At 56.7% G+C, this 24,411-nt stretch carries 23 protein-coding genes; 9 read left to right on the plus strand and 14 right to left on the minus strand.

The features are described 5' to 3' along the window. Positions 1–17: 17 nt before the first annotated feature. Entirely contained in the window at positions 18–1,124 is a 1,107-nt protein-coding gene (locus tag SVU69_01805; GenBank protein ID MDY6941731.1) for an acyl-CoA dehydrogenase family protein, read from the minus strand. A gap of 483 nt (positions 1,125–1,607) precedes the next feature. On the opposite strand from SVU69_01805, the gene SVU69_01810 reads away from it, so the two are divergent. Together SVU69_01810 and SVU69_01815 are read left to right on the plus strand one after the other, a co-directional pair. Continuing rightward, on the plus strand, positions 1,608–2,075 hold the full coding sequence (locus SVU69_01810; protein MDY6941732.1) for a universal stress protein: 468 nt from the start codon (positions 1,608–1,610) through the stop codon (positions 2,073–2,075). 9 nt (positions 2,076–2,084) lie between these two features. After that, positions 2,085–2,546 carry an HIT family protein gene (locus tag SVU69_01815; GenBank protein ID MDY6941733.1) on the plus strand — a complete coding sequence of 154 codons (462 nt, stop codon included), beginning with the start codon at positions 2,085–2,087 and terminating at the stop codon, positions 2,544–2,546. Positions 2,547–2,645: 99 nt separating this feature from the next. Here the strand turns inward: SVU69_01815 and SVU69_01820 are convergent, their stop codons facing one another. Continuing rightward, the gene (locus tag SVU69_01820) at positions 2,646–3,695 is read right to left on the minus strand and encodes a class I fructose-bisphosphate aldolase (GenBank protein ID MDY6941734.1); all 1,050 of its coding nucleotides are present in this window, start codon (positions 3,693–3,695) and stop codon (positions 2,646–2,648) included. A 216-nt stretch (positions 3,696–3,911) separates the two neighbouring features. Here SVU69_01820 and glpK point away from each other — a divergent pair, with 216 nt between their 5' ends. The 4 genes from glpK (at position 3,912) to SVU69_01840 (ending at position 8,983) form a co-directional block, all read left to right on the plus strand. Then, positions 3,912–5,411, plus strand: coding sequence for a glycerol kinase GlpK (gene glpK, locus SVU69_01825; protein ID MDY6941735.1), 1,500 nt, complete (start codon positions 3,912–3,914; stop codon positions 5,409–5,411). A gap of 66 nt (positions 5,412–5,477) precedes the next feature. After that, on the plus strand, positions 5,478–6,059 hold the full coding sequence (locus tag SVU69_01830) for an acyl-CoA thioesterase (protein ID MDY6941736.1): 582 nt from the start codon (positions 5,478–5,480) through the stop codon (positions 6,057–6,059). A gap of 218 nt (positions 6,060–6,277) precedes the next feature. After that, positions 6,278–7,465, plus strand: a complete 1,188-nt coding sequence (locus SVU69_01835) for an OmpA family protein (GenBank protein ID MDY6941737.1) — start codon at positions 6,278–6,280, stop codon at positions 7,463–7,465. Positions 7,466–7,771: 306 nt separating this feature from the next. After that, positions 7,772–8,983, plus strand: a complete 1,212-nt coding sequence (locus tag SVU69_01840; protein ID MDY6941738.1) for an OmpA family protein — start codon at positions 7,772–7,774, stop codon at positions 8,981–8,983. A gap of 78 nt (positions 8,984–9,061) precedes the next feature. Here the strand turns inward: SVU69_01840 and SVU69_01845 are convergent, their stop codons facing one another. The 8 genes from SVU69_01845 to ald form a co-directional block, all read right to left on the minus strand. Further along, positions 9,062–9,349, minus strand: coding sequence for a DUF2845 domain-containing protein (locus SVU69_01845; protein MDY6941739.1), 288 nt, complete (start codon positions 9,347–9,349; stop codon positions 9,062–9,064). Positions 9,350–9,419: 70 nt separating this feature from the next. After that, positions 9,420–10,703 carry a serine--tRNA ligase gene (serS, locus tag SVU69_01850; protein ID MDY6941740.1) on the minus strand — a complete coding sequence of 428 codons (1,284 nt, stop codon included), beginning with the start codon at positions 10,701–10,703 and terminating at the stop codon, positions 9,420–9,422. Between the two features lie 46 nt (positions 10,704–10,749). Further along, positions 10,750–11,133 carry a fluoride efflux transporter CrcB gene (gene crcB / locus SVU69_01855; GenBank protein MDY6941741.1) on the minus strand — a complete coding sequence of 128 codons (384 nt, stop codon included), beginning with the start codon at positions 11,131–11,133 and terminating at the stop codon, positions 10,750–10,752. Positions 11,134–11,161: 28 nt separating this feature from the next. Then, positions 11,162–12,463, minus strand: coding sequence for a replication-associated recombination protein A (locus SVU69_01860; GenBank protein MDY6941742.1), 1,302 nt, complete (start codon positions 12,461–12,463; stop codon positions 11,162–11,164). Then, positions 12,460–12,798 (minus strand): VanZ family protein, encoded by a 339-nt coding sequence (locus SVU69_01865; protein MDY6941743.1) that lies wholly within the window; start codon positions 12,796–12,798, stop codon positions 12,460–12,462. Before SVU69_01865 ends, SVU69_01860 begins: the two co-directional genes overlap by 4 nt. A 53-nt stretch (positions 12,799–12,851) precedes the next feature. Then, positions 12,852–13,466 carry an outer membrane lipoprotein chaperone LolA gene (gene lolA / locus SVU69_01870; protein ID MDY6941744.1) on the minus strand — a complete coding sequence of 205 codons (615 nt, stop codon included), beginning with the start codon at positions 13,464–13,466 and terminating at the stop codon, positions 12,852–12,854. A 51-nt stretch (positions 13,467–13,517) separates the two neighbouring features. Further along, on the minus strand, positions 13,518–15,830 hold the full coding sequence (locus tag SVU69_01875) for a DNA translocase FtsK 4TM domain-containing protein (GenBank protein MDY6941745.1): 2,313 nt from the start codon (positions 15,828–15,830) through the stop codon (positions 13,518–13,520). Between the two features lie 53 nt (positions 15,831–15,883). Then, positions 15,884–16,948 (minus strand): alanine dehydrogenase, encoded by a 1,065-nt coding sequence (gene ald / locus SVU69_01880; GenBank protein ID MDY6941746.1) that lies wholly within the window; start codon positions 16,946–16,948, stop codon positions 15,884–15,886. 145 nt (positions 16,949–17,093) lie between these two features. Between ald and SVU69_01885 the strand changes: the two genes are divergently transcribed. From SVU69_01885 to infA, 3 genes are all read left to right on the plus strand, one after another. Then, complete coding sequence (locus SVU69_01885; GenBank protein MDY6941747.1) at positions 17,094–18,269, plus strand: GNAT family N-acetyltransferase; 1,176 nt, start codon at positions 17,094–17,096, stop codon at positions 18,267–18,269. 24 nt (positions 18,270–18,293) lie between these two features. Beyond that, complete coding sequence (gene aat, locus SVU69_01890; GenBank protein MDY6941748.1) at positions 18,294–19,037, plus strand: leucyl/phenylalanyl-tRNA--protein transferase; 744 nt, start codon at positions 18,294–18,296, stop codon at positions 19,035–19,037. Between the two features lie 149 nt (positions 19,038–19,186). After that, positions 19,187–19,405, plus strand: coding sequence for a translation initiation factor IF-1 (gene infA / locus SVU69_01895; GenBank protein ID MDY6941749.1), 219 nt, complete (start codon positions 19,187–19,189; stop codon positions 19,403–19,405). 14 nt (positions 19,406–19,419) lie between these two features. Here infA and clpA read toward each other — a convergent pair whose 3' ends face one another. The 4 genes from clpA to plsX all read right to left on the minus strand — a co-directional run bounded on the left by clpA (position 19,420) and on the right by plsX (position 24,386). Beyond that, the gene (gene clpA, locus SVU69_01900) at positions 19,420–21,687 is read right to left on the minus strand and encodes an ATP-dependent Clp protease ATP-binding subunit ClpA (GenBank protein MDY6941750.1); all 2,268 of its coding nucleotides are present in this window, start codon (positions 21,685–21,687) and stop codon (positions 19,420–19,422) included. 122 nt (positions 21,688–21,809) lie between these two features. Further along, the gene (gene clpS / locus SVU69_01905) at positions 21,810–22,127 is read right to left on the minus strand and encodes an ATP-dependent Clp protease adapter ClpS (GenBank protein ID MDY6941751.1); all 318 of its coding nucleotides are present in this window, start codon (positions 22,125–22,127) and stop codon (positions 21,810–21,812) included. A gap of 258 nt (positions 22,128–22,385) precedes the next feature. Beyond that, a complete protein-coding gene (locus tag SVU69_01910; protein MDY6941752.1) occupies positions 22,386–23,345 on the minus strand; it encodes a beta-ketoacyl-ACP synthase III in 960 nt (319 codons plus the stop codon). Between the two features lie 6 nt (positions 23,346–23,351). Beyond that, positions 23,352–24,386, minus strand: coding sequence for a phosphate acyltransferase PlsX (plsX, locus tag SVU69_01915; protein MDY6941753.1), 1,035 nt, complete (start codon positions 24,384–24,386; stop codon positions 23,352–23,354). Positions 24,387–24,411 lie beyond the last annotated feature (25 nt).

Consider the following 24,411-nt stretch of genomic DNA (forward strand, 5'->3'; position numbering starts at 1 on the left):
TCGGTACCGGGGCATTGTCAAGCAGCAGCTTGCTCCAAGCATTGCATCAAGCGCTCCCGCCACATCATCGAGCCGCCAAGCACGCTTTCAAGATGCTTGGCACGCTTCATGTGCAAGTGGGGATCCGCTTCCCAGGTAAACCCGATACCACCGTGGATTTGGACGTTTTCTTCCGCCGCAAATCGATAGGCATCAATACCCATCACGCGGGCGCTGCTGGCGGCTTGGCGCACGTTTTCGGGTGAATGCTCCAGCGCCCATGCAGCGTAGTAAGCGCTCGAGCGGGCCATTTCCACTTTGACGAACATATCCGCGATGCGGTGTTTAATCGCTTGGAAAGAACCGATCGGGCGGCCGAATGCGTAACGCTCCTTGGCATAGTTGGTGGCCATTTCTAGCGCCGATTGCGCACCACCCACCTGCTCGAATGCGATCAAGGCAGCAGCCTTGTATAGCATGTCATCGAGATACTCCCACCCCTTGCCGGCCACTCCCAGTAGCTCTCCTTCGGCGCCGTTGAACGTCAGTCGTGCCTGCTTGCGCGCGCGATCCATGGACTGCACCAGTTCACGACTCACTTGCGCGCTACGTAGATCGACCGCGTACAGCGATACACCTTCCGCCGAACGGGCGGCCACGATCCCCAAATCGGCCGACAAACCATCGGCAACCGGCACCTTCACGCCGGTGAGCTTGTTGCCGTCGGCTTTGAGTTGAATACCGCCTTGGTCCAAACGACCTTTCTCCGACAGTGCCACGGTCGCAATGGATTCACCGCTAGCGATTCGGGAAAGATACTTTTTCTTTTGCTCTTCCGAGCCGGCTGCCTTGATCACTTCGGCGGCCATGAAAATGGATGAATCAAATGGGGAACACGCCAAGGCCTTACCCATTTCTTCAGCCAACACAGCCAATTCCAGATAACCCATGCCAGCCCCACCGAATTCTTCCGGAATGGCCATACTCGGCCAACCCGCTTCGGCCATTTGGCTCCAGAGCTTCTCGTCATAGGTCGCGTCGGAGTCGAGGATTTTGTGCACTGCACTGAGTGGAGACAAATCGGACAAGAGCCGCTTGGCCGAGTCGCGAATCATCTCTTGATCTTGAGAGAATGCAAAGTTCATGGCTTGAGCTCCTTTCAAGCACGAATGTTTCGAATCGATCCACCGTTCGGTGGACATGATTGCTGGAACGGATTCGAGGACACAACGCAGGAAAACGAAACCCGGAAAAACATCACCGAGGTTCTGTCAATCCGTGTTTTGTCTGTTGTTCAACGTGGCGCGTCGATCAGCGTTATCGTAGTTGTTACGCGCCTGAGCGATATGCTCTCTCCTCCGGATGCGTCACTAGTATCACAAAACGGTCGTTCAAGGCTAGTATTCGTGGCCCCAAAACACGACGCGCCGGTGGACCATCTTCGCCAAGCGATGAGGAATAATCGGACAACACCTATCCCCGGTCGACGATATCGACAAACCGCGGGCGTTTGATATTTCGATATTCGAGACGCCGTTCTAGAATGTTAGGCCAGAATCATTAGCGCCTAAAGCCGCTGCACTGATTCCACCAACGACTCATTATCGATACGAACGAGGCAACTGCCCATGTACCAAAGAATCCTTTTGGCGTTCGACGGCTCCCCTGAAGGTCACGCTGTGCTGAGGCAGGGGGCTGACCTCGCGGTACTATGTGGTGCTGAAGTCTGTTTGCTCGCCGTTTTGACCATCCCCTCGGGGGTGGCGATTGCAGAAAGCATTCTGCCCCCCGAAGTTGAACCAGAGGCGCGTGAAACTGCACAACAAGCCCTGCGGACGGGCGCAGCGGCGCTCCGATCACGCGGGGTGTCTATCCAGCAACGGTTAACGACGGGCGAGCCAGTTGACCAGATCGCCGCAGTGGCGCGCGACTTTCAGGCCGATCTTGTTGTGGTGGGACACGGGCATCGTGGCAAACTGGCGCAGTGGTGGAGTGGGTCGGTCGGAAAGAGTCTGCTCGGGCACCTGCCCTGCAGCCTGTTAGTTGCCATAGAACCCGAACAGGCTGATCCTAACAGAATAAATCAGGGGTACTAGGAGTCGGCCATGGAGACAAAGGCCAATCAACCGCATTGTGTTTTCTGCCAAGTGATCAGCGGCACGTTACCCGCCAGCCGGGTAATGGAAGACGATCACTGCGTTGTGTTTATGGATATTTTCCCGCTCCGACCGGGCCATACATTAGTGGTACCCAAGGTGCATCATCAATATCTCAACGAGTTGGAACCGGAGCTGCGCAATCATGTTATTGATGTAGGAACCCGGATAGCAGATGCCATTCGTCGGAGTGACCTGCCCTGTGATGGATTCAATTTCGCGGTGAATGAAGGACGCGCGGCACAACAAACCGTTCCCCATTGCCATCTTCACGTATTACCGCGTAAGCGCGGCGATCTTTTCGGGTTGGTGGGACAAGTACTCAAAAAACCCATTCAAGTGTTGCTCAAGCCCAACAATCGACAGCAACTCGACCGTCAAGCCGCCAGCATTGCGAACCACTTGAAGTAAATGGGCCTTCGACCACCACAGGTTTTGTTTCTGCGAAAGGTTGCTAGATCAATAAGGCCGGTTTCCCGGCCTTATTGATTGATCGTCTTTGCGGATTAATCAGGCGATGGTGATCTCAGGATCCAAATAGACATCTTGGATGGCATTCAGGAGCGCCACCCCCTCTTTCATGGGTTTCTGGAAAGCTTTACGCCCTGAAATCAACCCCGTCCCTGCGGCCCGCTTGTTGATCACAGCGGTCTTCACGGCCTGCGCCAGATCGTTTTCGCCCGAAGCGCCGCCGGAGTTGATCAGACCGGCCCGTCCCATATAGCAGTTGGCGACCTGATATCGGGTCAGATCGATGGGGTTGTCGCTGGTCAATTCATCGTAAACTTTTTTGTGGGTTTTGCCGAACTTGATGGCGTTGTAACCGCCGTTATTCTCAGGCTGTTTTTGCTTGACGATATCCGCACCGATCGTCGCCGCCAGATGGTTGGCTTGTCCGGTCAAATCCGCCGACACATGGTAGTCGACCCCTTCGTGGGTGAAGGCACTGTTACGAAGGTACGCCCACAAGATGGTCACCATTCCCAGCTCGTGCGCGTAGGCAAATGCCTCGCTGACTTCCTGGATCTGCCGACGAGAATCCGGTGAACCGAAATAGATGGTGGCCCCTACCCCGATGGCACCCATCTCGAAGGCCTGATCGATGCTCGCGAAAAGGGTTTGATCGTGGATGTTCGGATAGGTCAGCAGTTCGTTGTGGTTGAACTTCATGATGAAGGGGATTTTCGGCGCATATTTGCGTGCCACCATGGCCAATACCCCGTAGGTCGATGCCACGGCGTTGCAGCCGCCTTCGATGGCAAGCTCGCAAATATTGGCCGGATCAAAATAAGCCGGATTCGGCGCGAAGGATGCCCCGGCCGAATGCTCGATCCCTTGGTCAACCGGCAATATCGACAAGTAACCCGTTCCCGCCAGACGCCCGGTATTGAACAACTGCTGCAAGTTGCGCAGAACAACGGGACTACGATCCGACTGTAATAACACACGATCAACAAAATCCGGTCCCGGAAGGGCTAACGTATCGCGGGGAATCCCCGTGCACTCATGCGAAAGTAAGCCTTCGGCTTCTGTTCCCAAAAGCCCTTGGATATCAATCATAGGAAAACTCCCTTATCCCGTCGTCCGCAGAGGGTGGATCACGTCGTCTGAGGCATGACGAAACCGGCCCGTTCTGTATCGATCGTCGCCACCGGTTCGTCACGCAGCCGTCGCCGAAAGCGGTTTTAAGGCATCACGGCGATGAGTATTATAACGTTCCATCCCTTTAACCGCAGTAATATTGCCGGACCGCCAAGCGATCGAAGGAAGTCGGTGATGTCGAAATTTGTGTTGGCGCTGGATCAAGGCACTACCAGCTCGCGGGCCCTGTTGTTCGATTGCGACGGGAACATCATCGACACGGCCCAAGCGGAGTTTACGCAGCTTTTCCCACGGGCTGGCTGGGTTGAGCACGACCCGAACGAGATTTGGTCGACCCAGCGACAGGTGGCTGAGCGTCTGCTTCATGACACGAAAACGTCGCCTAGCGACATCGCCACCATTGGGATCACCAACCAGCGGGAAACCACCGTGCTGTGGGATCGTCGCACCGGCGAACCGTTATACAACGCGATTGTTTGGCAATGCCGACGCACAACTGCCCTGTGTGAGCAGTTGATCGCCGACGGCCTGGCCGACGAAGTGGCCAAACGCACCGGTTTGGTCATCGACGCCTATTTCTCCGGCACCAAGCTCGCTTGGCTGCTTGACCACGTTCCAGACGCGCGGGCGCGCGCAGAAGCCGGTGAACTGGCATTCGGCACGATCGACAGCTGGCTCATCTGGAAGCTCACGGAAGGACGTGAACATCTCACCGACATCACCAACGCATCCCGCACAATGTTATTTAACATCCACACCCGGCAATGGGACGAATTTTTATTGCGTTTGTTGCAAATCCCCCGCGAGGTGTTGCCAGAAGTCAAGCCATCTTCCGGTGAACTGGGTGTGACCCGCGTGTTTGGGAACGAGATCTGCATATCGGGCGTAGCAGGCGACCAACACGCGGCGCTGTTCGGCCAGGCTTGCCATTCCGTTGGGCAAGCAAAAAACACTTATGGCACTGGCTGTTTCGTTCTCATGAACACGGGTGAGCAGCCGGCAAAAACCACCGGCCGTTTGATCAACACTATCGCATGGCAACTGGGTGATGGTGCCCCGGTGGAATACGGGCAGGAAGGTTCAATCTTTATCGCCGGCGCCCTGATTCAATGGTTACGCGACGGCCTTGGCCTGATTCAGACCAGCGCGGAAGTCGAAGCCCTCGCACGTCAGGTTCCCGACAGCAACGGTGTCTATATCGTGCCGGCGTTCGTGGGTTTAGGCGCACCGCATTGGGACCCCAATGCGCGCGGGACGATCATTGGTCTCACGCGGGGCACCAATCGCTACCACATCGCGCGAGCCGCGCTGGAAGCTATCGCACTCCAAACCTGGGACGTCTTGAACGCCATGCAAAGCGAGTCGAAGATTACACTGGATCGGCTCCGCGTGGATGGGGGCGCATCGCAGAGCGATCTTTTGATGCAGATCCAAGCCGATCTGATCGGCGTGCCCGTAGAACGATCGAGACACCCCGAGACAACGGCACTCGGCGCTGCGGTTCTGGCAGGACTGGGCGTTGGATTCTGGCCCTCCCCCGATGTGTTGCGATCGATGAATCCGGTTACTCGCACCTTCACTCCGTCTTCCAGCGCGGCTTGGCGGAATCCGCTGATCGAAGGTTGGCAACGGGCGGTGGAACGAGCCCGGCACTGGGACCGGCCGGAACGTTAAGCAAAAACCAAAGAACAACAGCCACTGTAACCCACTCGACTAAGCAAATTTCGAGACTTCTCAATTATGTATCCCGTCGTACGCGCGCTTTATCACTTGGGACGTGAATCCTTCCGTCCCCGGCCTCACGTTCTCACCGAAGAACTCCGCCTTTCGATGCGGGTCATGCCTTGGGATTGTGACGCCAATCTTCATATCAACAACGGTCGCTATCTCACACTGATGGATTTGGGGCGAATGCAACTATTCGTCCGGCACGGATTGTTGCGGCGCTTTATGGGGCGCGGCTGGGGGGTGGTCGCGGCATCAGTTCATGTCGTCTACCACCGCCCAATCAATCTGTTCAAAGCCTTCCAGATGGGCACACGCGTGGCCGCGGCCACCGACAAGTTCATGACTATCGAACACGCCATGTACTCTGGTGAGCGCATGTGCACACTGGCCCACGTCAACGTCGCGTTCACCGACAAACGCGGCATCGTCCCGTCGGTCGAAGTGATCAAGATGCTCGATCTCAGCCGCCATCAAATCCCCACCATCACCACAATCGAACAAGCCGCGCGCGCGACCGATCAGGCCCTCCTCGCGGCAATTCGTCGTTGGAACGATCAAGCAGGCGTGTCCGGTCAAAAACACGATAAACACTGACTGACAGAGCGATTGTGTTTCACAAAACTGAAACATAGAATAGCCGCCGCCGTCGCGATTAAAACCAGTCGAAATCGCACGATTCCCGGATCAATCCGCCCAAGTTAGTGGGTAATACCGGGTGACGGAGAGAATGCTGTCCGCTGAGGCCTTGTTGGGTTTCGTGAAGCGACCGCAGACGTCACGACTGACAAACTGAAGTCATAAGGAGATTGCAAATGCGCGCTTTCACGAGCCGTATCTGCGTTGCAACCCTGCTTTGCGTGGGCACTTTTGTCCCAACCGCCGGTGCGATTGAACGCGGCATTACCATCACGCCCGGAATCAACTACTACTGGTGGGATCGGGAACGAACCCTCGAAGACAACCTCGGTGTTCGGCTCGGATTCGGTTATCAGATCAACGAGAACTGGTCGACCGAATTGGTGGTGGCTGACGTCGATACCCACTTCGAGTCTTTGAAGGACGTCGATGCCGACCTCACCCATCTCCAAATCGATCTCATGTACACATTCTTTCCGGATTCCCGGATGCGGCCCTACCTGGTCGTAGGCGCCGGCGGCGGGATCTTCGAACGTGACGACCGCAGCGAGAGCGAACCGCTAATCGACTGGGGTTTGGGATTGCGAACTCAAGTCAGTGAACGCATCGCGATCTTGGGTGATGTGCGAGCCTACACGTCTACCGAAACCAAAGATGACGATGTGGTGGCCATGTTGGCAGCCAGCTTTAATTTCGGCCAGAAAACCCCGCTGGACAGTGACGGTGATGGTGTAACGGACGACATGGATCAATGTCCTGATACCCCGGCCGGCGTGGCGGTTGATAAAGCGGGCTGCCCGCTGGACAGCGATGGTGATGGCGTGGCCGATTACCTCGACAAATGCCCCGACACTCCGGAAGGCGTGGAAGTCAATGCCGACGGTTGCCCGCTGGACAGCGATGGTGACGGCGTGGCCGACTACCTCGACAAATGCCCCAAGACACCCAAGGGCGCCAAAGTCGACGAGAACGGCTGCCAAATCATCCTGAAAGAACCGGTCAGCATCAAGCTGGAAGTCCTGTTCCCGACCAACTCGGCCGCCATCGCTCCGACCTACTATCCGGAGATCAAAGAAGTCGCCGACTTCATGGTCGAATACCCCAGCACCGAGGTGACCATCGAAGGCCATACCGATAGCACCGGCGCCGCCGAGTACAACCGCGTGTTGTCACAGCGTCGTGCCAACGCCGTACGTCAGGTCTTGCTCGAACGCTACAGCGTCGATGCCAAGCGCGTCCGTGCCGTGGGCTATGGTGAAGAGCGGCCCGTGGCCGACAACGGCACCGCCGCAGGCCGTCAAGCCAACCGGCGTGTCGTCGCTGTGCTCAAGGCCACCAAAGAAAAGGTATTGCAGAAAGACTAATCAACAGTCCAACGCATACCAAAAAAGGCCCGGTAGAAAACACCGGGCCTTTTTGAACAGTATCGGCAGCAAACACGAAAGGTGAAGAAATCCCGTTGCGACGACCCGGGTGATATGAAACCATAGATAGCAATTGCATATCGTCTGCGTTGGGCCTATGCTCTGCCCCGACTAACGACGGAGTAGCGATTCTCAGCAGGGCATTCACTCACTCCGGTTCGAGCAGCGCTGCAGACCCATACAGTTTCTGCTGCCTTGTTGCAATCAAACTTATCAATTACGGATAAAACCGAAAGGAGTCAGTCAATGAGACTTCGCCATTCCGCACTCGCTCTGGCACTGGCCAGCGGCATCGCCGCCATTCCTGCCGCTCACGCGGTGGACAGTGGGCCCGTCATCACGTTGGGTGGTACATCCACGTTCTTCGGTGACGACCGTGATATCGACATCACGGACAGCACCGTCGAAGACGCCATGGGTGGCAGCCTTGGCCTGGGTTATCGCTTCAATGAACACTGGATGACAGAATTGGTCGCTGCCTACGCCGGAACGGAGCTGGAAGGTACCGATCTGGATGTCGACTTCGGCCGTGTTCAACTCGACGTACTGTACTTGTTTGCGCCCGATAGCGTGATCCACCCCTATGTTGTGGTCGGTGGCGGTGGCGGCCGCTTTGACGCCGATACCGATCTGCTGGAGGACGATGATGACGCTCTATGGAACTACGGCTTGGGCTTGATGGCCGAGCTGACCAACAACCTGATGCTGCGCGGTGACGTCCGCGGCTACTATGCCGCCGACGAAGACACCACCGACGTCACCGGTTTGTTGGCCCTAAGCTACATTTTCGGTGCCGAACCGGCTGTCGACAGTGACGGTGATGGTGTAACGGACGACATGGATCAATGTCCTGATACCCCGGCCGGCGTGGCGGTTGATAAAGCGGGCTGCCCGCTGGACAGCGATGGTGATGGCGTGGCCGATTACCTCGACAAATGCCCCGACACTCCGGAAGGCGTGGAAGTCAATGCCGACGGTTGCCCGCTGGACAGCGATGGTGACGGCGTGGCCGACTACCTCGACAAATGCCCCAAGACACCCAAGGGCGCCAAAGTCGACGAGAACGGCTGCCAAATCATCCTGAAAGAACCGGTCAGCATCAAGCTGGAAGTCCTGTTCCCGACCAACTCGGCCGCCATCGCTCCGACCTACTATCCGGAGATCAAAGAAGTCGCCGACTTCATGGTCGAATACCCCAGCACCGAGGTGACCATCGAAGGCCATACCGATAGCACCGGCGCCGCCGAGTACAACCGCGTGTTGTCACAGCGTCGTGCCAACGCCGTACGTCAGGTCTTGCTCGAACGCTACAGCGTCGATGCCAAGCGCGTCCGTGCCGTGGGCTATGGTGAAGAGCGGCCCGTGGCCGACAACGGCACCGCCGCAGGCCGTCAAGCCAACCGGCGTGTCGTCGCTGTGCTCAAGGCCACCAAAGAAAAGGTATTGCAGAAAGACTAATCAACAGTCCAACGCATACCAAAAAAGGCCCGGTAGAAAACACCGGGCCTTTTTTTGTCGCTCGAACCCTAGGGACTGTCAGGGCGTCACCCGCCCACCCGTCAGAATACGGACCACCACTCCACGCTCAAACTCGACGATCTTGAAAAAACTGCCCGGCCCACTTTCGTAGGTCCACTGATCCACCACCTCGCACTCGGAAGAGCCGGAATGGGATTGGTAGTAGCGATCCTTTAGAAAAGGCTCTCCGCATTTCAACAAAACTTCAGCTTTGAAATCTCCGCGCCCCACCAGATCGTTCCCGCACCGTAACTCGGTCGCAGCGGCGCTGTGTAACGAAAAATAGCCGGGCATCAATGCGCTCACCCAGAGCGATCTACGACAACGCTGATCGCGACTTGTTCGCTCGGGAACCTTGGGGTCGTTGAACCCCATCTCAGTTCGCGCCGCGTATGAGATCCGACCCGCCCAGATACGGACGCAGGACCGGCGGGATGCGAATTGAACCATCGGCTTGCTGGTTGTTTTCCAATACCGCGATCAATGTACGGCCCACCGCTAAACCAGAGCCATTCAGCGTGTGCAACAGCGCGGGTTTTGATGACTCGGGATCACGATACCGCGCTAACATGCGACGGGCCTGAAAACTTTCGAAGTTACTGCACGAGGAGATTTCGCGATAGCGTTGCTGGCTGGGCAGCCAGACTTCCAAATCGTAGGTTTTGGCCGCGGAAAAGCCCAAATCCCCTGCACACAACGTCACCACGCGGTAAGGCAGGCCCAAGGCTTGCAAAACGGCCTCGGCATGGCCCAAAAGCGATTCCAAAGCATCGTAGGAGTCAGCGGGATTCACGCATTGTACCAACTCGACTTTCTCGAACTGGTGTTGACGGATCATGCCCCGGACATCCCGGCCGTAAGATCCCGCCTCGGAGCGAAAACATGGGGTGTGCGCGACAAATTTCAGCGGTAGCTGGTCCGTCTCGAGAATCACATCCCGGAATAGATTGGTGACCGGCACCTCGGCAGTAGGTATCAAGTAATAGCTTGGATCCGAGTCGATCTTGAACAAATCACTTTCAAACTTGGGCAGCTGACCGGTGCCCGTCAGTGACTGCGCATTGACCAGATACGGCACGTACACTTCTTCGTAACCGTGATCGCGCGTGTGCAAATCCAACATAAACTGCGTCAGGGCCCGCTGAAGGCGCGCGTATGCGCCCCGTAAAACAACGAACCGTGATCCGGTTAGCTTGCTGGCAGCGGCAAAATCCATACGATCATTCGCCGCCCCCAGATCCACATGATCTTTGGGTTCAAAATCGAATTCGGGTGGCGTGCCCCAGCGCCGTAACTCAACGTTTTCTTCTTCGCTGCGGCCATCCGGTACGCTGTCGTGAGGAACATTGGGCATTCCCAGAACAATATCCTGAATCCCGGCCTGCACCGACTCCAAGGCCCGCTCGGCAGCGTCGAGTCGATCCCCCAATTCGCCGACCTTGGCGATCAGTGGCGCCACATCTTCCCCGGCGGCTTTGGCCCGACCGATAGACTTGGAGGCGACGTTTCGCTCGTTGCGGAGGCTCTCCACCTCGATTTGACGTTCTTTCCGCTGATCTTCGAGCGCTTTTAAACGGTCGATGTCCATGACATAACCGCGGCGGGCGAGTTTAGCCGCAGTTTGCTCCGGTTCGGTTCGATATTGCTTGGGATCCAACATAGCGTTCGTTTTATCCTTGATTCGAAGTGCGCTGCATCGGTCACACTCACACGGTGCGGCCAAACCACGCGCCGATCGACGCCGCGACCAATGCGATGGAGACGCTCAATACGATGTTGGCCAGCGATTTACCGAAGGCGCCGGCGGTTAAAAGATTCAGGGTCTCTACGGAGAATGTAGAAAACGTCGTGAAACTCCCGAGAAAACCCACCATAAGCAATGAGCGCACCAAAGGCGCGGAGTCGGCACGTGTAAGCGACCAACTGTAGAGAAATCCGAGAATCAGCGACCCGACCACGTTGACACTCAACGTACCCAATGGAAAGTCCGTCCCAGCGACTCGTTGAACCCAGACACTCATCCAGTAACGCGCCAATGCGCCCAGGGCGCCGCCGGCGGCAATCGCGAGCGAGATCAGCCAAGTCTGCATGCACCGTCCTTCGCCATACCGCGGAGCCTCAGATCGCCTCGTCATCACGGCGTCGCAACTCTCTCAGGCGATCACCGATCCGAATCTCAAGGCCACGGTCTACCGGTTCGTAATACTGAAGAGGAACCATTTCGTCCGGGAAATATTTCACACCCGCGGCGTAGGCGTCTGGCTCATCATGGGCGTAGCGGTAATCACGGCCATGCCCCAACTCCCGAGTCAGCTTGGTCGGTGCATTGCGGAGATGAACCGGTACCGGCAGCGATCCATGTTCGCGGACACTGGCCATTGCGCTCCCGAAAGCCCGATAGACCGCGTTGCTTTTCGGCATACAGGCGAGATAGACCACGGCCTGGGCCATCGCCAAATGGCCTTCGGGGCTCCCCAAGCGCTGCTGAGCATCCCAGGCGTTGAGCGTCAAGGTCAAAGCCCTTGGGTCGGCATTGCCGATATCCTCATTGGCCATCCGCACCAGTCGCCGGGCAATGTACAACGGGTCACACCCGCCGTCCAACATCCTGGCCAGCCAATACAAGGCCGCATCGGGCGACGAACCCCGCACGCTCTTGTGCAAAGCTGAAATCTGGTCATAGAAGGCGTCGCCGCCTTTGTCGAATTGACGGATTCCATCGCCCACCACGTCCCGTACGGCATCGACATCGACCGTTCCATCGGCATCAGCGAGTTGAGCGCACAGCTCCAGCAAGGTCAGCGCCCTTCGACCATCGCCGTCGGTCGCCTGGATGAGCCCATCGAATGCGGCATCGGTCAGATGTATCCCTTGGGCGCCGAGTCCGCGTTCATCGTCGTCCAGCGCTAGATCGAGCAAGCGCCTTAGATCGGCTGGCTCCAAACGTCGGAGCACATACGTTCGCGCCCGGGATAACAACGCGTTGTTGAGTTCGAACGACGGATTCTCGGTGGTGGCGCCGACGAATATGATCGTACCGTCTTCCACGAACGGCAAAAACGCGTCTTGCTGGGCTTTGTTAAACCGATGGACTTCGTCCAAAAACAAGACCGTCGCAGTGCCTTGGGCGCTTTTGAGTCGCTGCGCCGAGTCCATTGCGGCGCGTACTTCTTTGACGCCCACCATCACGGCGGAGAGGTTCACGAACGCCAAACCGGCGCGGTCGGCCATCAACCGCGCCAGGCTGGTCTTACCGGTTCCCGGCGGCCCCCAGAGAATCAACGAATGCGGCAAGCTGCCCTCAAGGGCGCGGCGCAGCGGTTTTCCGGGTGCCAGCAGGTGTTGCTGGCCGACCACCTCATCGATATAGCGAGGGCGCATACGGTCCGCCAGGGGACGATGCTCGTTCAAGACATTCATCGCAGCTGCCTCGCGAGTACGCCATCTAGCGTCACCAATGCGTGACGCAGCGGCGTGAAATAGAGCAGAACACCCAGCAGACCGCCCAAGGCATTCGCCATCATGTCACCCAACTCCAGGCTGCGATGCGGCGTGAAAGCTTGCGCCAACTCCAGCGCTGCGCCGTACAGAGCGATGGTGGCAGCAATCGACATGAGCCGATTTCCGGACGAGATGCATGCGAACCATCCACCCAACACAGCATAAACCGAGAAATGAATCAGCTTGTCGTTCCAACTCGGGGCCGGAGTAGAACTGAGATCAACCAGTGAGAGGTAAGCGACGACCATTAACATGACGAACCCCGCTCCGATCCAGAAGCGGGCGAAAACCAGGCGCGACACGGCGACTAACCTCGAACGACGTCGACGTCCGGTGGCAAATCCAGTTCAAACCGACTCGCGGGTACGTCCACGTTCACTTTGATCGCCGTAAAACGGATACGGGTGACTTGTCCGAATTGATCAATCAACTCCATTTGCAAAATCCGCCCTTCTCTCAGCCCCAGACGAACCAAGCGAAAATCGGTTTCTGTATTGCGAGGCGTCAGCTCGAACCAGTCCAAGTCGTCATGCCGACCGGTCGAGGTCACCGAAAAATGTTGTTCCAGATCCGCGCCGCCCGCCAGCAACAAGGCGGGCGTTCCGCTCAAGGCGTCATCGAGCGGACGGACGGTCACCTGGGATAAGTCCACGTCGTAGAGCTGAATGTTGCGTCCGTTACTGACAATAATTTGCGGGTTGGGGCCATCGTAGCTCCAACGAAACAGGTTCGGCCGACGCAACCACAATTGACCCTCGGTGATTTCGATCACTCGACCCCGTTCGTCTTCGACCCGCTGTATGAACCGTGCTTGTAAGGTCGAAACTTCGTCGTAAAACCGCTGCAACTCGGAGGCCGATGCCAAACTCGCCGGCATCATCGCGACAGCCATCACAAAGCCCAATACGGCCAATATCGTCATTTGATGGTTGCTCCTGGAAAACAGTTTGCCCAGGTGAATACATTCCTTCATCTAGTCATCCCGTATGGGTCGTGGCGCAAGGACTTCCCGGCTGCCATTGCTTTGCATCTCGCCCACCACGCCGGCACTTTCCATCGCCTCGATCAGTCGAGCGGCGCGATTGTAGCCAATGCGCAATCGGCGTTGGACACCAGATATGGACGCTTTGCGGCTTTCGGTGACGATCCGGACCGCCTCGTCATAGAGTTCGTCCGCTTCCGGGTCGCTCCCCTCGGCGCCACCGTTACCGGGCAACAACGACCCGTCCGAGGCGCCCTCCAAAACGGTTCCGTCGTAATCGGGTTCACCCTGTTTTCGCAGATAGTTCACCACATTGTGGACTTCGTGATCCGCCACAAATGCACCGTGCACCCGCACCGGGATCCCCGTCCCGGGTTTCAGATAGAGCATGTCGCCATGACCCAACAGTTGCTCCGCGCCCATTTGATCGAGAATGGTGCGTGAATCCACGCGGGAGGAAACCTGAAACGCCACACGCGTGGGAATATTGGCTTTGATCAAGCCCGTAATCACATCCACCGAGGGGCGCTGGGTCGCAAGTATCAGATGTATCCCTGCTGCTCGGGCCTTTTGCGCCAGACGGGCGATGAGTTCTTCAACCTTTTTACCCACAACCATCATCAGGTCGGCCAACTCATCCACCACCACGACGATATTCGGCAATCGTGTCAGGGTCGGCGGTGCTTGCTCCGGGTCAAACGCCATTTCCGGATCGTAAAACGGATCCGTGATCGGTTCACCACGGGCCTGGGCTTCTTCAACTTTTCGATTGAATCCCGACAAATTCCGCACACCGATCTGCGCCATCAGATGGTATCGCCGCTCCATTTCGGCCACACACCAGCGAAGCACATTGGCGGCATCCTTCATATCTGTCACAACGGGCGTCAGCAGATGAGCGATTCCCTCATAGACCGAGAGCTCAAGCATTTTCGGATCAATAAGAATCAGCCGAGCGTCCTCGGGCTCGGCTTTGTAAAGCAAGCTTAAAAGCATGGCATTGATCGCCACTGACTTACCGGACCCAGTGGTACCGGCGACCAATAGGTGAGGCATCTTGGCCAAATCGGCCACCATCGGCTGACCGCTGATGTCTTTGCCAAGCGCCAAGGTCAGTGGCGAGGAGGCTTGATCATACTCCCGGGACTTGAGGATTTCGCTCAAGTACACCAGCTCGCGGTTCTCGTTCGGCACTTCCAGCCCGACCACAGTTTTGCCTGGAATCACGTCCACGACCCGGACGCTGACGGCGGAAAGCGATCGCGCCAAGTCTTTGCTGAGGTTATTGATCTGGCTGACTTTGACGCCGGCCGCCGGCTGCAGTTCAAAGCGCGTGATGACCGGCCCGGGGTGCACCGCCACCACCTCGACCTCGACGCCAAAATCACGCAACTTCAACTCCACCAGCCGCGATATGGCCTCCAGCGATTCATCGGACAAGCGGTTGCTGACGCCATTGGCCTCGTCCAATAGGGCCAGCGGCGGCATACCATCGCCGGCGAGGCCGTCGAACAGCGTGACCTGGCGTTCTTTCTGCGCCCGTTCACTGGGCTCAATGGCTTTGACGGTGGGTTCGATTCGGGGTTTGCTCGTTTTGGCGACTTTTTGTTTTCGTAGCTGTTGCTCATGCCGGTGTTGCTTTTGTTCGCGGCGCTCACTCAAGCGCTCGAAGCCGTCTTGTATGCGGCGTGTGATCCAACGGGCGGCATTCACACCCACCTCACCCAAATGATCCAGCACACTCAACCATGACAGGGTCGTGGATAAAGTCATCGCGCCCAGGAACAACCCGGCCAGCAGCAGACTGGCGCCGATGGGACTGAACACCCCGACCAAAAAATCGCCAATCATGTCGCCCGCAATACCGCCCGCTCCTGCCGGCAAAGCAATCAAGTCGGTACGAAAATGCAACGCAGCCAGACCACTACCGGTAGCAATCAACACGATGAATCCGACGGTTCTCAGAACGTGTTCCGCGGAGAGGCCCTGCCCTTTGAGCGAACGGCCGCGAAACATCAACCAGCCGCCGTAAGCGATCAGGATGGGAAACAGATAGGCGACATAACCGAACAGCGACAGCAGAACGTCTGCCAGCCACGCGCCCGCTACGCCACCCCAGTTTTCAACTGGTGTTCCGGCACCCGTATGCGACCAACCCGGATCGTTCGCATCGTAGGTCGCAAGGGTGACCAGACTGTACACCGACACGGCCGCCATCAGGATCAGCACGGCCTCGCGTAAGCCACGCGCCAGCGGTTCCACACTTAACGTGCGCTTTTGTTGCTTAGGTGAAGCCTGGCTCAAATCGCAATCTAGCCCGTAATAAGTCGCCGGTAGCGTATTAGTTTAACCGAACATTATCCATCAACCGGCCAGTTTTCGGCGAGCCGGTTTCTGCCGCCTTCCACATTGACCGCTTTTTCTAACACCGGGTTCTCTCGCCACCGTTCGGATGCGAGCTGCGAAACATAAGGAAGCAACACGGCGGACAAGCCCTGGGACGCCGTTCTCGGTACCGCGCCGGGCATGTTGGTTACCGAGAAATGGAGAACCCCGTGTTTCTCATAGACCGGATCGTCGTATCCACGCGGTTCGGTGGTTGCCACACACCCGCCTTGATCCACCGCCACGTCCACAATCACGCTGCCCTTGGGCATCTGCTGCACGGTCGCCTCGTCGATCACATGCGGAGCGCGCGCACCCGTGACCAAAACCGCGCCCACTAAAAGGTCTGCCTCGGCGGCCGCGGACGCCAACGCTTGGGCATAGGGATACAAGGGCGTGACATTCTCACCAAGCGCGCCCGCTTGCGCGAGGCGTTCGCGGTTCAGATCGAAGGCCGTCACTTGGGCCCCCAGGCCAGCCGCCGCACGGATCGCGGACAGGCCAACGTTCCCGCAACCGATCACCACCACATGCCCGCGAGGCACGCCGGTAATTCCACCCAACAACAAACCGCGTCCACCCTGCGGGGAATGAAGCAAATGTGCGCCGACCTGGATAGCGATCCGTCCCGCGATCTCGCTCATGGGCGCTAATACCGGTAGCTGACCGCCCTCAAGCACCGTCTCGAATGCCAGCGCGGTGGCGCCGGAAGCACATAAGGCATCGGCGAGCTCAGGATTCGGCGCCAGGTGCAAAAATGAGAAAAGCGTATGATCGCGTCGTAGCAAGGGCCATTCAGCCGGCACCGGATCTTTCACTTTAACAATCAGTTCGCCCGCGCCGTAGAGCGAGGCGGCATCCGGCTGGATCTGTGCGCCCGCTTGCACGTATGCCGCGTCTTCGTAGCCGCTCGCCAGACCCGCACCGCTTTGAACAAACACACTATTCCCGTGCGCCACCAATTGGGCGCAGGCCTCGGGAATCAAAGCGACACGCCCCTCTAGCGGTTTGACTTCTTTTGGTATGGCGATTTTCATAACACTCCTTGTCGAGCAGGATGACGATTCCAACCAATTGCCCGATGCCACCGTCACGATGTCAACAGACCGGACAATGGGCTTTGATCCACACCGGCGAGCCCCGCTATTCGGTGCGAGAAAACCCTGTCATCATAGCCATAGAATGTTTGACCGCACAGCCACCTCCGAATTCAAGATCACACGACACGCGCGGATCGACGAGATTGCCGCTGGTGACTGGAACAACTTAGTTCCTTCCCACTATCCGTTTTTGCGTCACGAGTATTTGACCGCCCTCGAACAGACCAAATGCGTGGGTCATCGGACAGGGTGGCAACCTCGGCACATTTGTGCGTTTCGCGAAGGGCAGTTGGTGGGCGCCATGCCCCTTTATCTCAAAACCCACTCTCGAGGCGAATACGTCTTCGATATCTCCTGGGCCGATGCCTACGCACGTCACGGTATCCCCTACTACCCGAAACTCGTCAACGCAATTCCTTTCACGCCCGTGCCCGGCTCCCGTATGCTAAGCCTTCACGACGCACGTAATCGTTCGCAGATTGAAACTCAGCTCGTGGATGCAGCCATCGAGTATGCACAAGATGAAGACATTTCGTCTTGGCATTGTTTGTTTCCGAGCGATGAGCAGCGCTTAGCGCTTGCCGACACCGAAAGTCTACTCATCCGGAAAAGCTATCGCTTTCTCTGGCAATCCCAGAATTGGACCGATTTCGACGCGTTTCTGGGCGCCATGACCGCGAGTAAAAGAAAGAAGGCCAAACGTGAGCGCCGTCGCATTGCCGAGTCGGGGGTGCGAATCGAGTCGTTATCCGGTGCCGAAATCACCCCCGACCTATGGGCGAACCTCTATCCGCTTTATGCCCGCACTTTTCTGATTCGCGGTACACACCCTTACATGAACCCATCATTTTTCGAACAAATCAGCCGGACGATGGGAGAACAAATGCGCATCTTTGTAGCGCGCCACCACGGCGATATTGTCGCCTGTAATATCAGCTTTGAAGATCAAGACACGCTCTACGGCCGTTATTGGGGTTCACGAGAGGACTACCATAGCCTGCATTTCGAACTCTGCTACTATCAGGGCATCGAGTACTGTCTGGCCTCGAATCGCTCGTTTTTCGACCCGGGCACCCAGGGAGAACACAAGCTGAGCCGGGGATTCCTCCCGGTTTCCGATTGGTCAGCGCATTGGATTGGCGATCGCCGTTTTCGCGCCGCGATCGGAGATTTTGTGCACCAAGAACAGGCCTTGGTGGACCGCTACCTCGCCGAACTTCGCGAGCACTCGCCATTTCGGCAAGATGGCACGCCCTGAACTCTTCACGATTCGAAGTTTTTCATGACCACCATCCCCTGGATTCCACCCTCGGCACCGCCGTCCGATTTCCCCCCTGTCGAGGCCGCCTTGCAATCGCCTAATGGCCTTTTGGCAGCAGGTGGCGATCTGTCCGTGGGCAGACTGCTATACGCCTACCAAAAGGGCATCTTTCCTTGGTACAACCCCGGCGAACCCATTCTGTGGTGGTCGCCCGACCCGCGCGCTATTCTTTACCCCCACGCTATCCACGTGTCCCGCAGTCTCCGCCGTGAACTCAAGCGTTCGGGGGCAACCCTTCGCGCGGACAGCGCCTTCGAACACACAGTCCACGCCTGCGCCGCGCCGCGAGAAGCCCAGTCAGGAACATGGATCACCGAGGAGATGCAAGCCGCCTATGGGCGGCTCCACCGCAGAGGATTCGCCCATTCGGTTGAAGTTTGGCTCGACCAAGAACTGATCGGCGGTATATACGGCGTGGCCTTGAACAAAATCTTTTTCGGTGAGTCCATGTTCAGTCGCCGCCCGAATGCATCAAAGATCGCTCTGGTGGCGCTCTGTGCGCAGCTTATGCGTTGGGGCTATCACTTTATCGACGCACAGGTTTCCTCTCCCCACTTACTTCGTATGGGCGCGGTAGAAATACCCCGATGGCGTTTTCTCCAACAGCTCGAACAAGCCAATGACGGTCGGCCAAATCCCACAAGATGGCAACTGGACGACGATCTCGGAGAAGCGACAAATTTGGCGCAATGGAAAGCAAATTAGGGTCGAGTCGGATTGATCGGGAGCGGATTCGTATCAACGCCAGTTGAAGCCCAAGATCGCTTGGTGCACAATCCTCGCCGCACACCTTATCCAGGGAAGACGAAAGCAACCCTGGAAACCGTTCAGTTGACCACCAACGACGAGGCTCTATGGCGAAGGAAGATTTGATTGAAATGCAAGGCAAAGTCATCGAGACATTGCCTAATACGACGTTCCGAGTGGAATTAGAAAACGGTCACGTGGTGACAGCCCACATATCCGGAAAAATGCGCAAACACTATATTCGGATTTTGACCGGTGATAAAGTCACCGTTCAACTGACGCCTTACGACCTCAGTAAGGGACGCATCGTTTATCGGGCCCGTTAGTCAGACCCACCCGTTTATGCGAGTGTCTCGTCCTTAGCCGTCTCGTATTCCAGTACCAGCCCGTTCTCGTCCGCTGACAAGTGCACATGACCGCCATGCGCGAGCCGCCCGAACAGGATTTCGTCGGCCAACGGACGCTTAATGTGGTTTTGTATCACCCGGGCCATGGGCCGCGCGCCCATCTGCGAATCATACCCCTGCTCTGCCAGCCAATGTCGAGCCTGCTGATCGGCCGATATCGTCACCCGTTTGGCCTCTAACTGAACTTCGAGTTCGGTGAGGAACTTGTCCACCACATGGTCCAATGTTCGCCGGTCCAGCGGTTGGAACTGGATGATCGCATCCAATCGATTGCGAAACTCGGGCGTAAATGACCGGCGAATCACTTCCATCACATCGGTGGAGTGGTTTTGCTCAGTAAAGCCGATCGACGGACGATGTAAAGCCTCGGCACCGGCGTTGGTGGTCATCACCAAAATCACGTTGCGGAAATCGGCCTTTCGACCATTGTTGTCAGTGAGCGTTCCGTGATCCATCACCTGAAGCAGCAAATTAAATACTTCGGGATGTGCTTTTTCGATCTCATCGAGCAGAATCACTGCATGGGGATTCTTTAAAACGGCATCGGTAAGCAATCCACCTTGGTCGAAACCGACGTAGCCAGGCGGCGCCCCGATCAAACGGGAAACCGTATGCCGCTCCATGTACTCAGACATGTCGAAGCGGATCAACTCGATTCCCATGACATGCGCCAGTTGGCGCGTCACTTCGGTTTTCCCCACGCCGGTCGGGCCGGCGAACAGAAACGAACCGATTGGGCGATTGGGATGCCCCAGGCCCGACCGACTCATCTTAATGGCATCGGCAAGAGACTCAATGGCCGCATCCTGGCCGTAGATGACCAGCTTCAGATCGCGCTCCATGTTGCGCAGGATGTCTTTGTCTGAACTGGAAACGCTCTTGGGAGGAATACGTGCAACTTTGGCGACGATGGCTTCGACATCGCCCACCGTTACCGTTTTTTTGCGTTTTCCTGCAGGCTGTAGCTGGATGCTCGCACCCGCCTCGTCCACGATATCAATGGCCTTATCGGGCAAGTGACGGTCGGTAATGTAACGGGCAGACAACTCGGAAGCGGCTTTCAGGGCCGGCCGCGTGAACCGAACCTTGTGGTGATCTTCGAATTGTTTCTGCAGACCGATTAAGATCTGATAGGTCTCTTCCACGCTGGGCTCAGGAACATCGATCTTTTGAAAACGCCGAGCCAACGCTCGGTCTTTCTCGAAAATCCCGCGGTACTCCTGATACGTCGTGGAGCCGATACATTTGAGTTCGCCCGACGCGAGCATGGGCTTCAACAGGTTTGATGCATCCATCACGCCGCCAGAGGCTGCGCCAGCACCAATAATGGTATGAATCTCGTCGATGAACAAAACCGAGCCAGGTTGCTTACGCAGTTGCGCCAGGACACCTTTCAATCGTTTTTCGAAATCCCCGCGATACTTGGTGCCGGCCACCAAAGCCCCCAAGTCCAGAGCATAGATCGTAGCGCCTGCGAGAACTTCGGGGACACGATTTTGCGTAATCAACCAGGCCAGACCCTCGGCGATCGCGGTTTTGCCAACACCGGCCTCACCGACCAACAGCGGATTGTTCTTCCGGCGCCGGCATAGAACTTGTACGACCCGCTGGATTTCGTTCTCACGCCCAATCAACGGATCGATATGGCCGCGCCGGGCACGCTGGTTCAAATTGGTGGCATATAACTCGAGCGGGCTGTCACTTTCATCCGTATCGGCGGTGCGATCCGTGTCTCCGGACACATCGTCTGGGGTGTCATCATGGTCATGGACTTTGCGAATGCCATGCGAGATGTAATTTACGACGTCCAGGCGAGTCACCGATTGTTTGTTCAGCAAGAACACCGCATGCGCATCTTGTTCGCTGAAAATCGCGACCAAGACGTTCAAGCCCGTCACTTCCTTCTTACCGGCGGACTGAACATGAAAAAAAGCACGTTGGAGGACACGTTGAAAACCAAGAGTGGGTTGGACGTCGTGGGATTCATCCGCGTCCACCACCGGCGTATGGGCGTCTATGAACTCTCTCAATTCCCGACCGAGCAACTCCAGATCGGTGCCACATACTTTGAGCACTTCGACGACCATTGCGTTATCCAGTAAGGCCAACAACAAATGCTCAACGGTGATGAACTCATGATGACGCTCACGTGCGTCATTGAAAGCGGCGTTTATGCTGTACTCAAGCTCTTTGCTTAACATGCTCGATTACCCCAGTCGGACGCGAACCGGTCTCCGCCGGATGCCCAAATGTACTCTCTACTCCTACCCCGTTATCGGTCTGTTTCCCCAAACCCGTAGTCCTGAAGAGGACGAATTTCAGCTTATGCTTCTTCCATCGAACAAAGCAACGGGTGATTGTTCTTCCGCGAATACTCGTTCACCTGCGCCACTTTGGTTTCCGCGATCTCCGCCGGAAAAATACCGCAAACCGCTTTTCCCTGCGTATGGACTTGCAACATGGTCTGCGTGGCCTTATTCCGATTCATGGCGAAAAACTGCTCGAGCACGTGAACCACAAACTCCATCGGCGTGAAATCGTCGTTGAGCATCACCACTTTATACAGAGGTGGTGGCTTAACTTGCGGTCTAGACGTCTCGACAGCCAGATCGCCGTCGTCGAATCGTTCTTTACGGGTCATGGTACTCGGAAAGACATTCGCCAATTACTAAGATGGGTAAGCCACGTCGAAAGTTCAGAAATACAAACGCGCGGCCGACGAAGACCCCACCTAAATCGCAGGTGGTGACGATTATTGTGCAGCTAACTGGCTTGGTTTAAAAGACCAAAACAGCGACTGCGTGGAGTGAGCCGAGAAGGCTGTGCTCTAAAGAGCAATCCTCACCAGATTCCAGTGACGATTCGCGAAACGATATTGTTCGATTTTGAGTGCTTCAATTCAGTATCGAACCAACGCGGAGCCCCAAGTGAAGCCGGCGCCGAAGGCCTCCAGCAACAGAAGGTCGCCACGTTTGACACGACCATCCCGGACGGCGACATCAAGAGCCAGGGGAACCGAAGCCGCTGAGGTATTTCCATGCTCGGCGACCGTTACGATGACTTGCTCCATCGACATGCCTAATCGCCGCGCCGTGGCTTGAATGATGCGGATGTTCGCTTGGTGAGGGATCAACCAATCAATATCTGTCTTGTCGAGCTGGTGTTTTTCCAGGCACTCTTCCACCGTCCGGCCCAAAGTGGTTACGGCCACTTTGAACACTTCGTTGCCTTTCATTTGAAGAAAGTCATTTTCCATATGGCGGAAGTTCCGGCCCACGCCCGATGGGAAATAGAGCAAATCCTTGTAACGGCCATCTGCGTGAATATGGGTTCCCACAATGCCGGGCTCTTCACTCGCCTCAAGAATGACGGCGCCGGCGCCGTCACCGAACAAAACGCAGGTACCCCGGTCATCCCAATCCAACAATGGGGTAATTTTTTCTGCGCCCAGCACGAGAATTCGATTCACCTCGCCGCTACGCATGAATTTGTCAGCAACGCTGAGCGCGTAGATAAAGCTGCTACAGGCCGCTTCCAGGGTGAACGCGGGAATGTCCTTGACCCCCAGTTTTTCTTGTAATAACACGGCGCTATTAGGGAAAATCTGATCCGGCGTGGTGGTACCGAGGATGATCATATCAAGATCTTCGGGCTGCAGTCCCGCACTCTCCAATGCTTGGCGTGCCGCCTTCTCGGACATCCAGCTGACCGTTTCCTCATCATCTGCGATGCGACGCTCTACTATGCCGGTGCGCTCCCGAATCCATTGATCCGAGGTGTCAACCATCTTTTCTAACTCTGCGTTGGTCAACACACGCTTCGGCAAATAGCTGCCCGTCGCCACAATCCGAGAATACATTTGACGTTATCCCTCGCCGACTTGTTGTTCTGTTAATGCCGAAGCCACCAATCGGCCGATTTTCTGAGGCACGGCTTTCTCGACTTCCACTACCGCGATTCGGATCGCGTTTCCGAAAGCCAATGCATCCGCGCCGCCATGGCTCTTGATCACGATACCTTGAAGCCCGACCAAACTCGCGCCGTTGTAAAGGCGCGGATCCAACCGCCGCCCGATCGCTTTAAGAACCGGGTATGCAATCAAGCCCGCCGCTCGCGTCAGCCAGTTCCGCTTGAATTCAGCGCGGATAAAGTGCGCCATCATGGTCGCCAGTCCCTCACTGGACTTGAGTGCCACGTTACCGGAGAACCCGTCACAGACGACGACGTCCGTGTCACCGGAGAAAACGCGATTGCCCTCGACGAAGCCAACGTAGTTGAGATTGGAATGCTGCAATAGCTGCGCCGCACTCCGAATCGTGTCGACACCTTTGACTTCTTCCTCACCGATGTTCAGCAGCGCCACTCGTGGATCCGCGATGTTGTCCACCGACTCCGACATCACGGCACCCATCACGGCGAATTGATACAGCTGCTCGGGGGTACATTCGGCGTTGGCGCCCAAATCAAGCATATAAGTGCGACCGCGGATAGTCGGCATGGCCGATATAATCGCCGGACGATCAATACCCGGAATGGTTTTGAGGACGAACCGTGCCGTTGCCATAAGCGCGCCGGTATTTCCGGAGCTCACCACCGCATCGGCAAGACCGTCTTTCACCAGGTTGATTGCCACGCGCATCGACGAGTCTTTCTTGTTGCGAAGCGCCTTGGATGGCGACTCGTCCATCCCCACCACTTCACTGGCATGACGAACGGCCAATCGCTCGTCTTCGGAAACGCGATGCTTGGCAAATTCCGCTCGAATCGCGTCCTGGTCACCCACCAGAATCTGCCGCAGAGCGGGATACTCGCGATAAGCCGCAACGGCGGCCGCAACAACCACCTGGGGACCGTGGTCACCGCCCATGGCATCAAGTGAGATTCGAGCTTGGTATTCCATCGGTGGCGTTTATTCCGAATCCCGG

Source organism: Pseudomonadota bacterium, from assembly GCA_034189865.1.
Taxonomy (GTDB): Bacteria; Pseudomonadota; Gammaproteobacteria; order UBA5335; family UBA5335; genus JAXHTV01.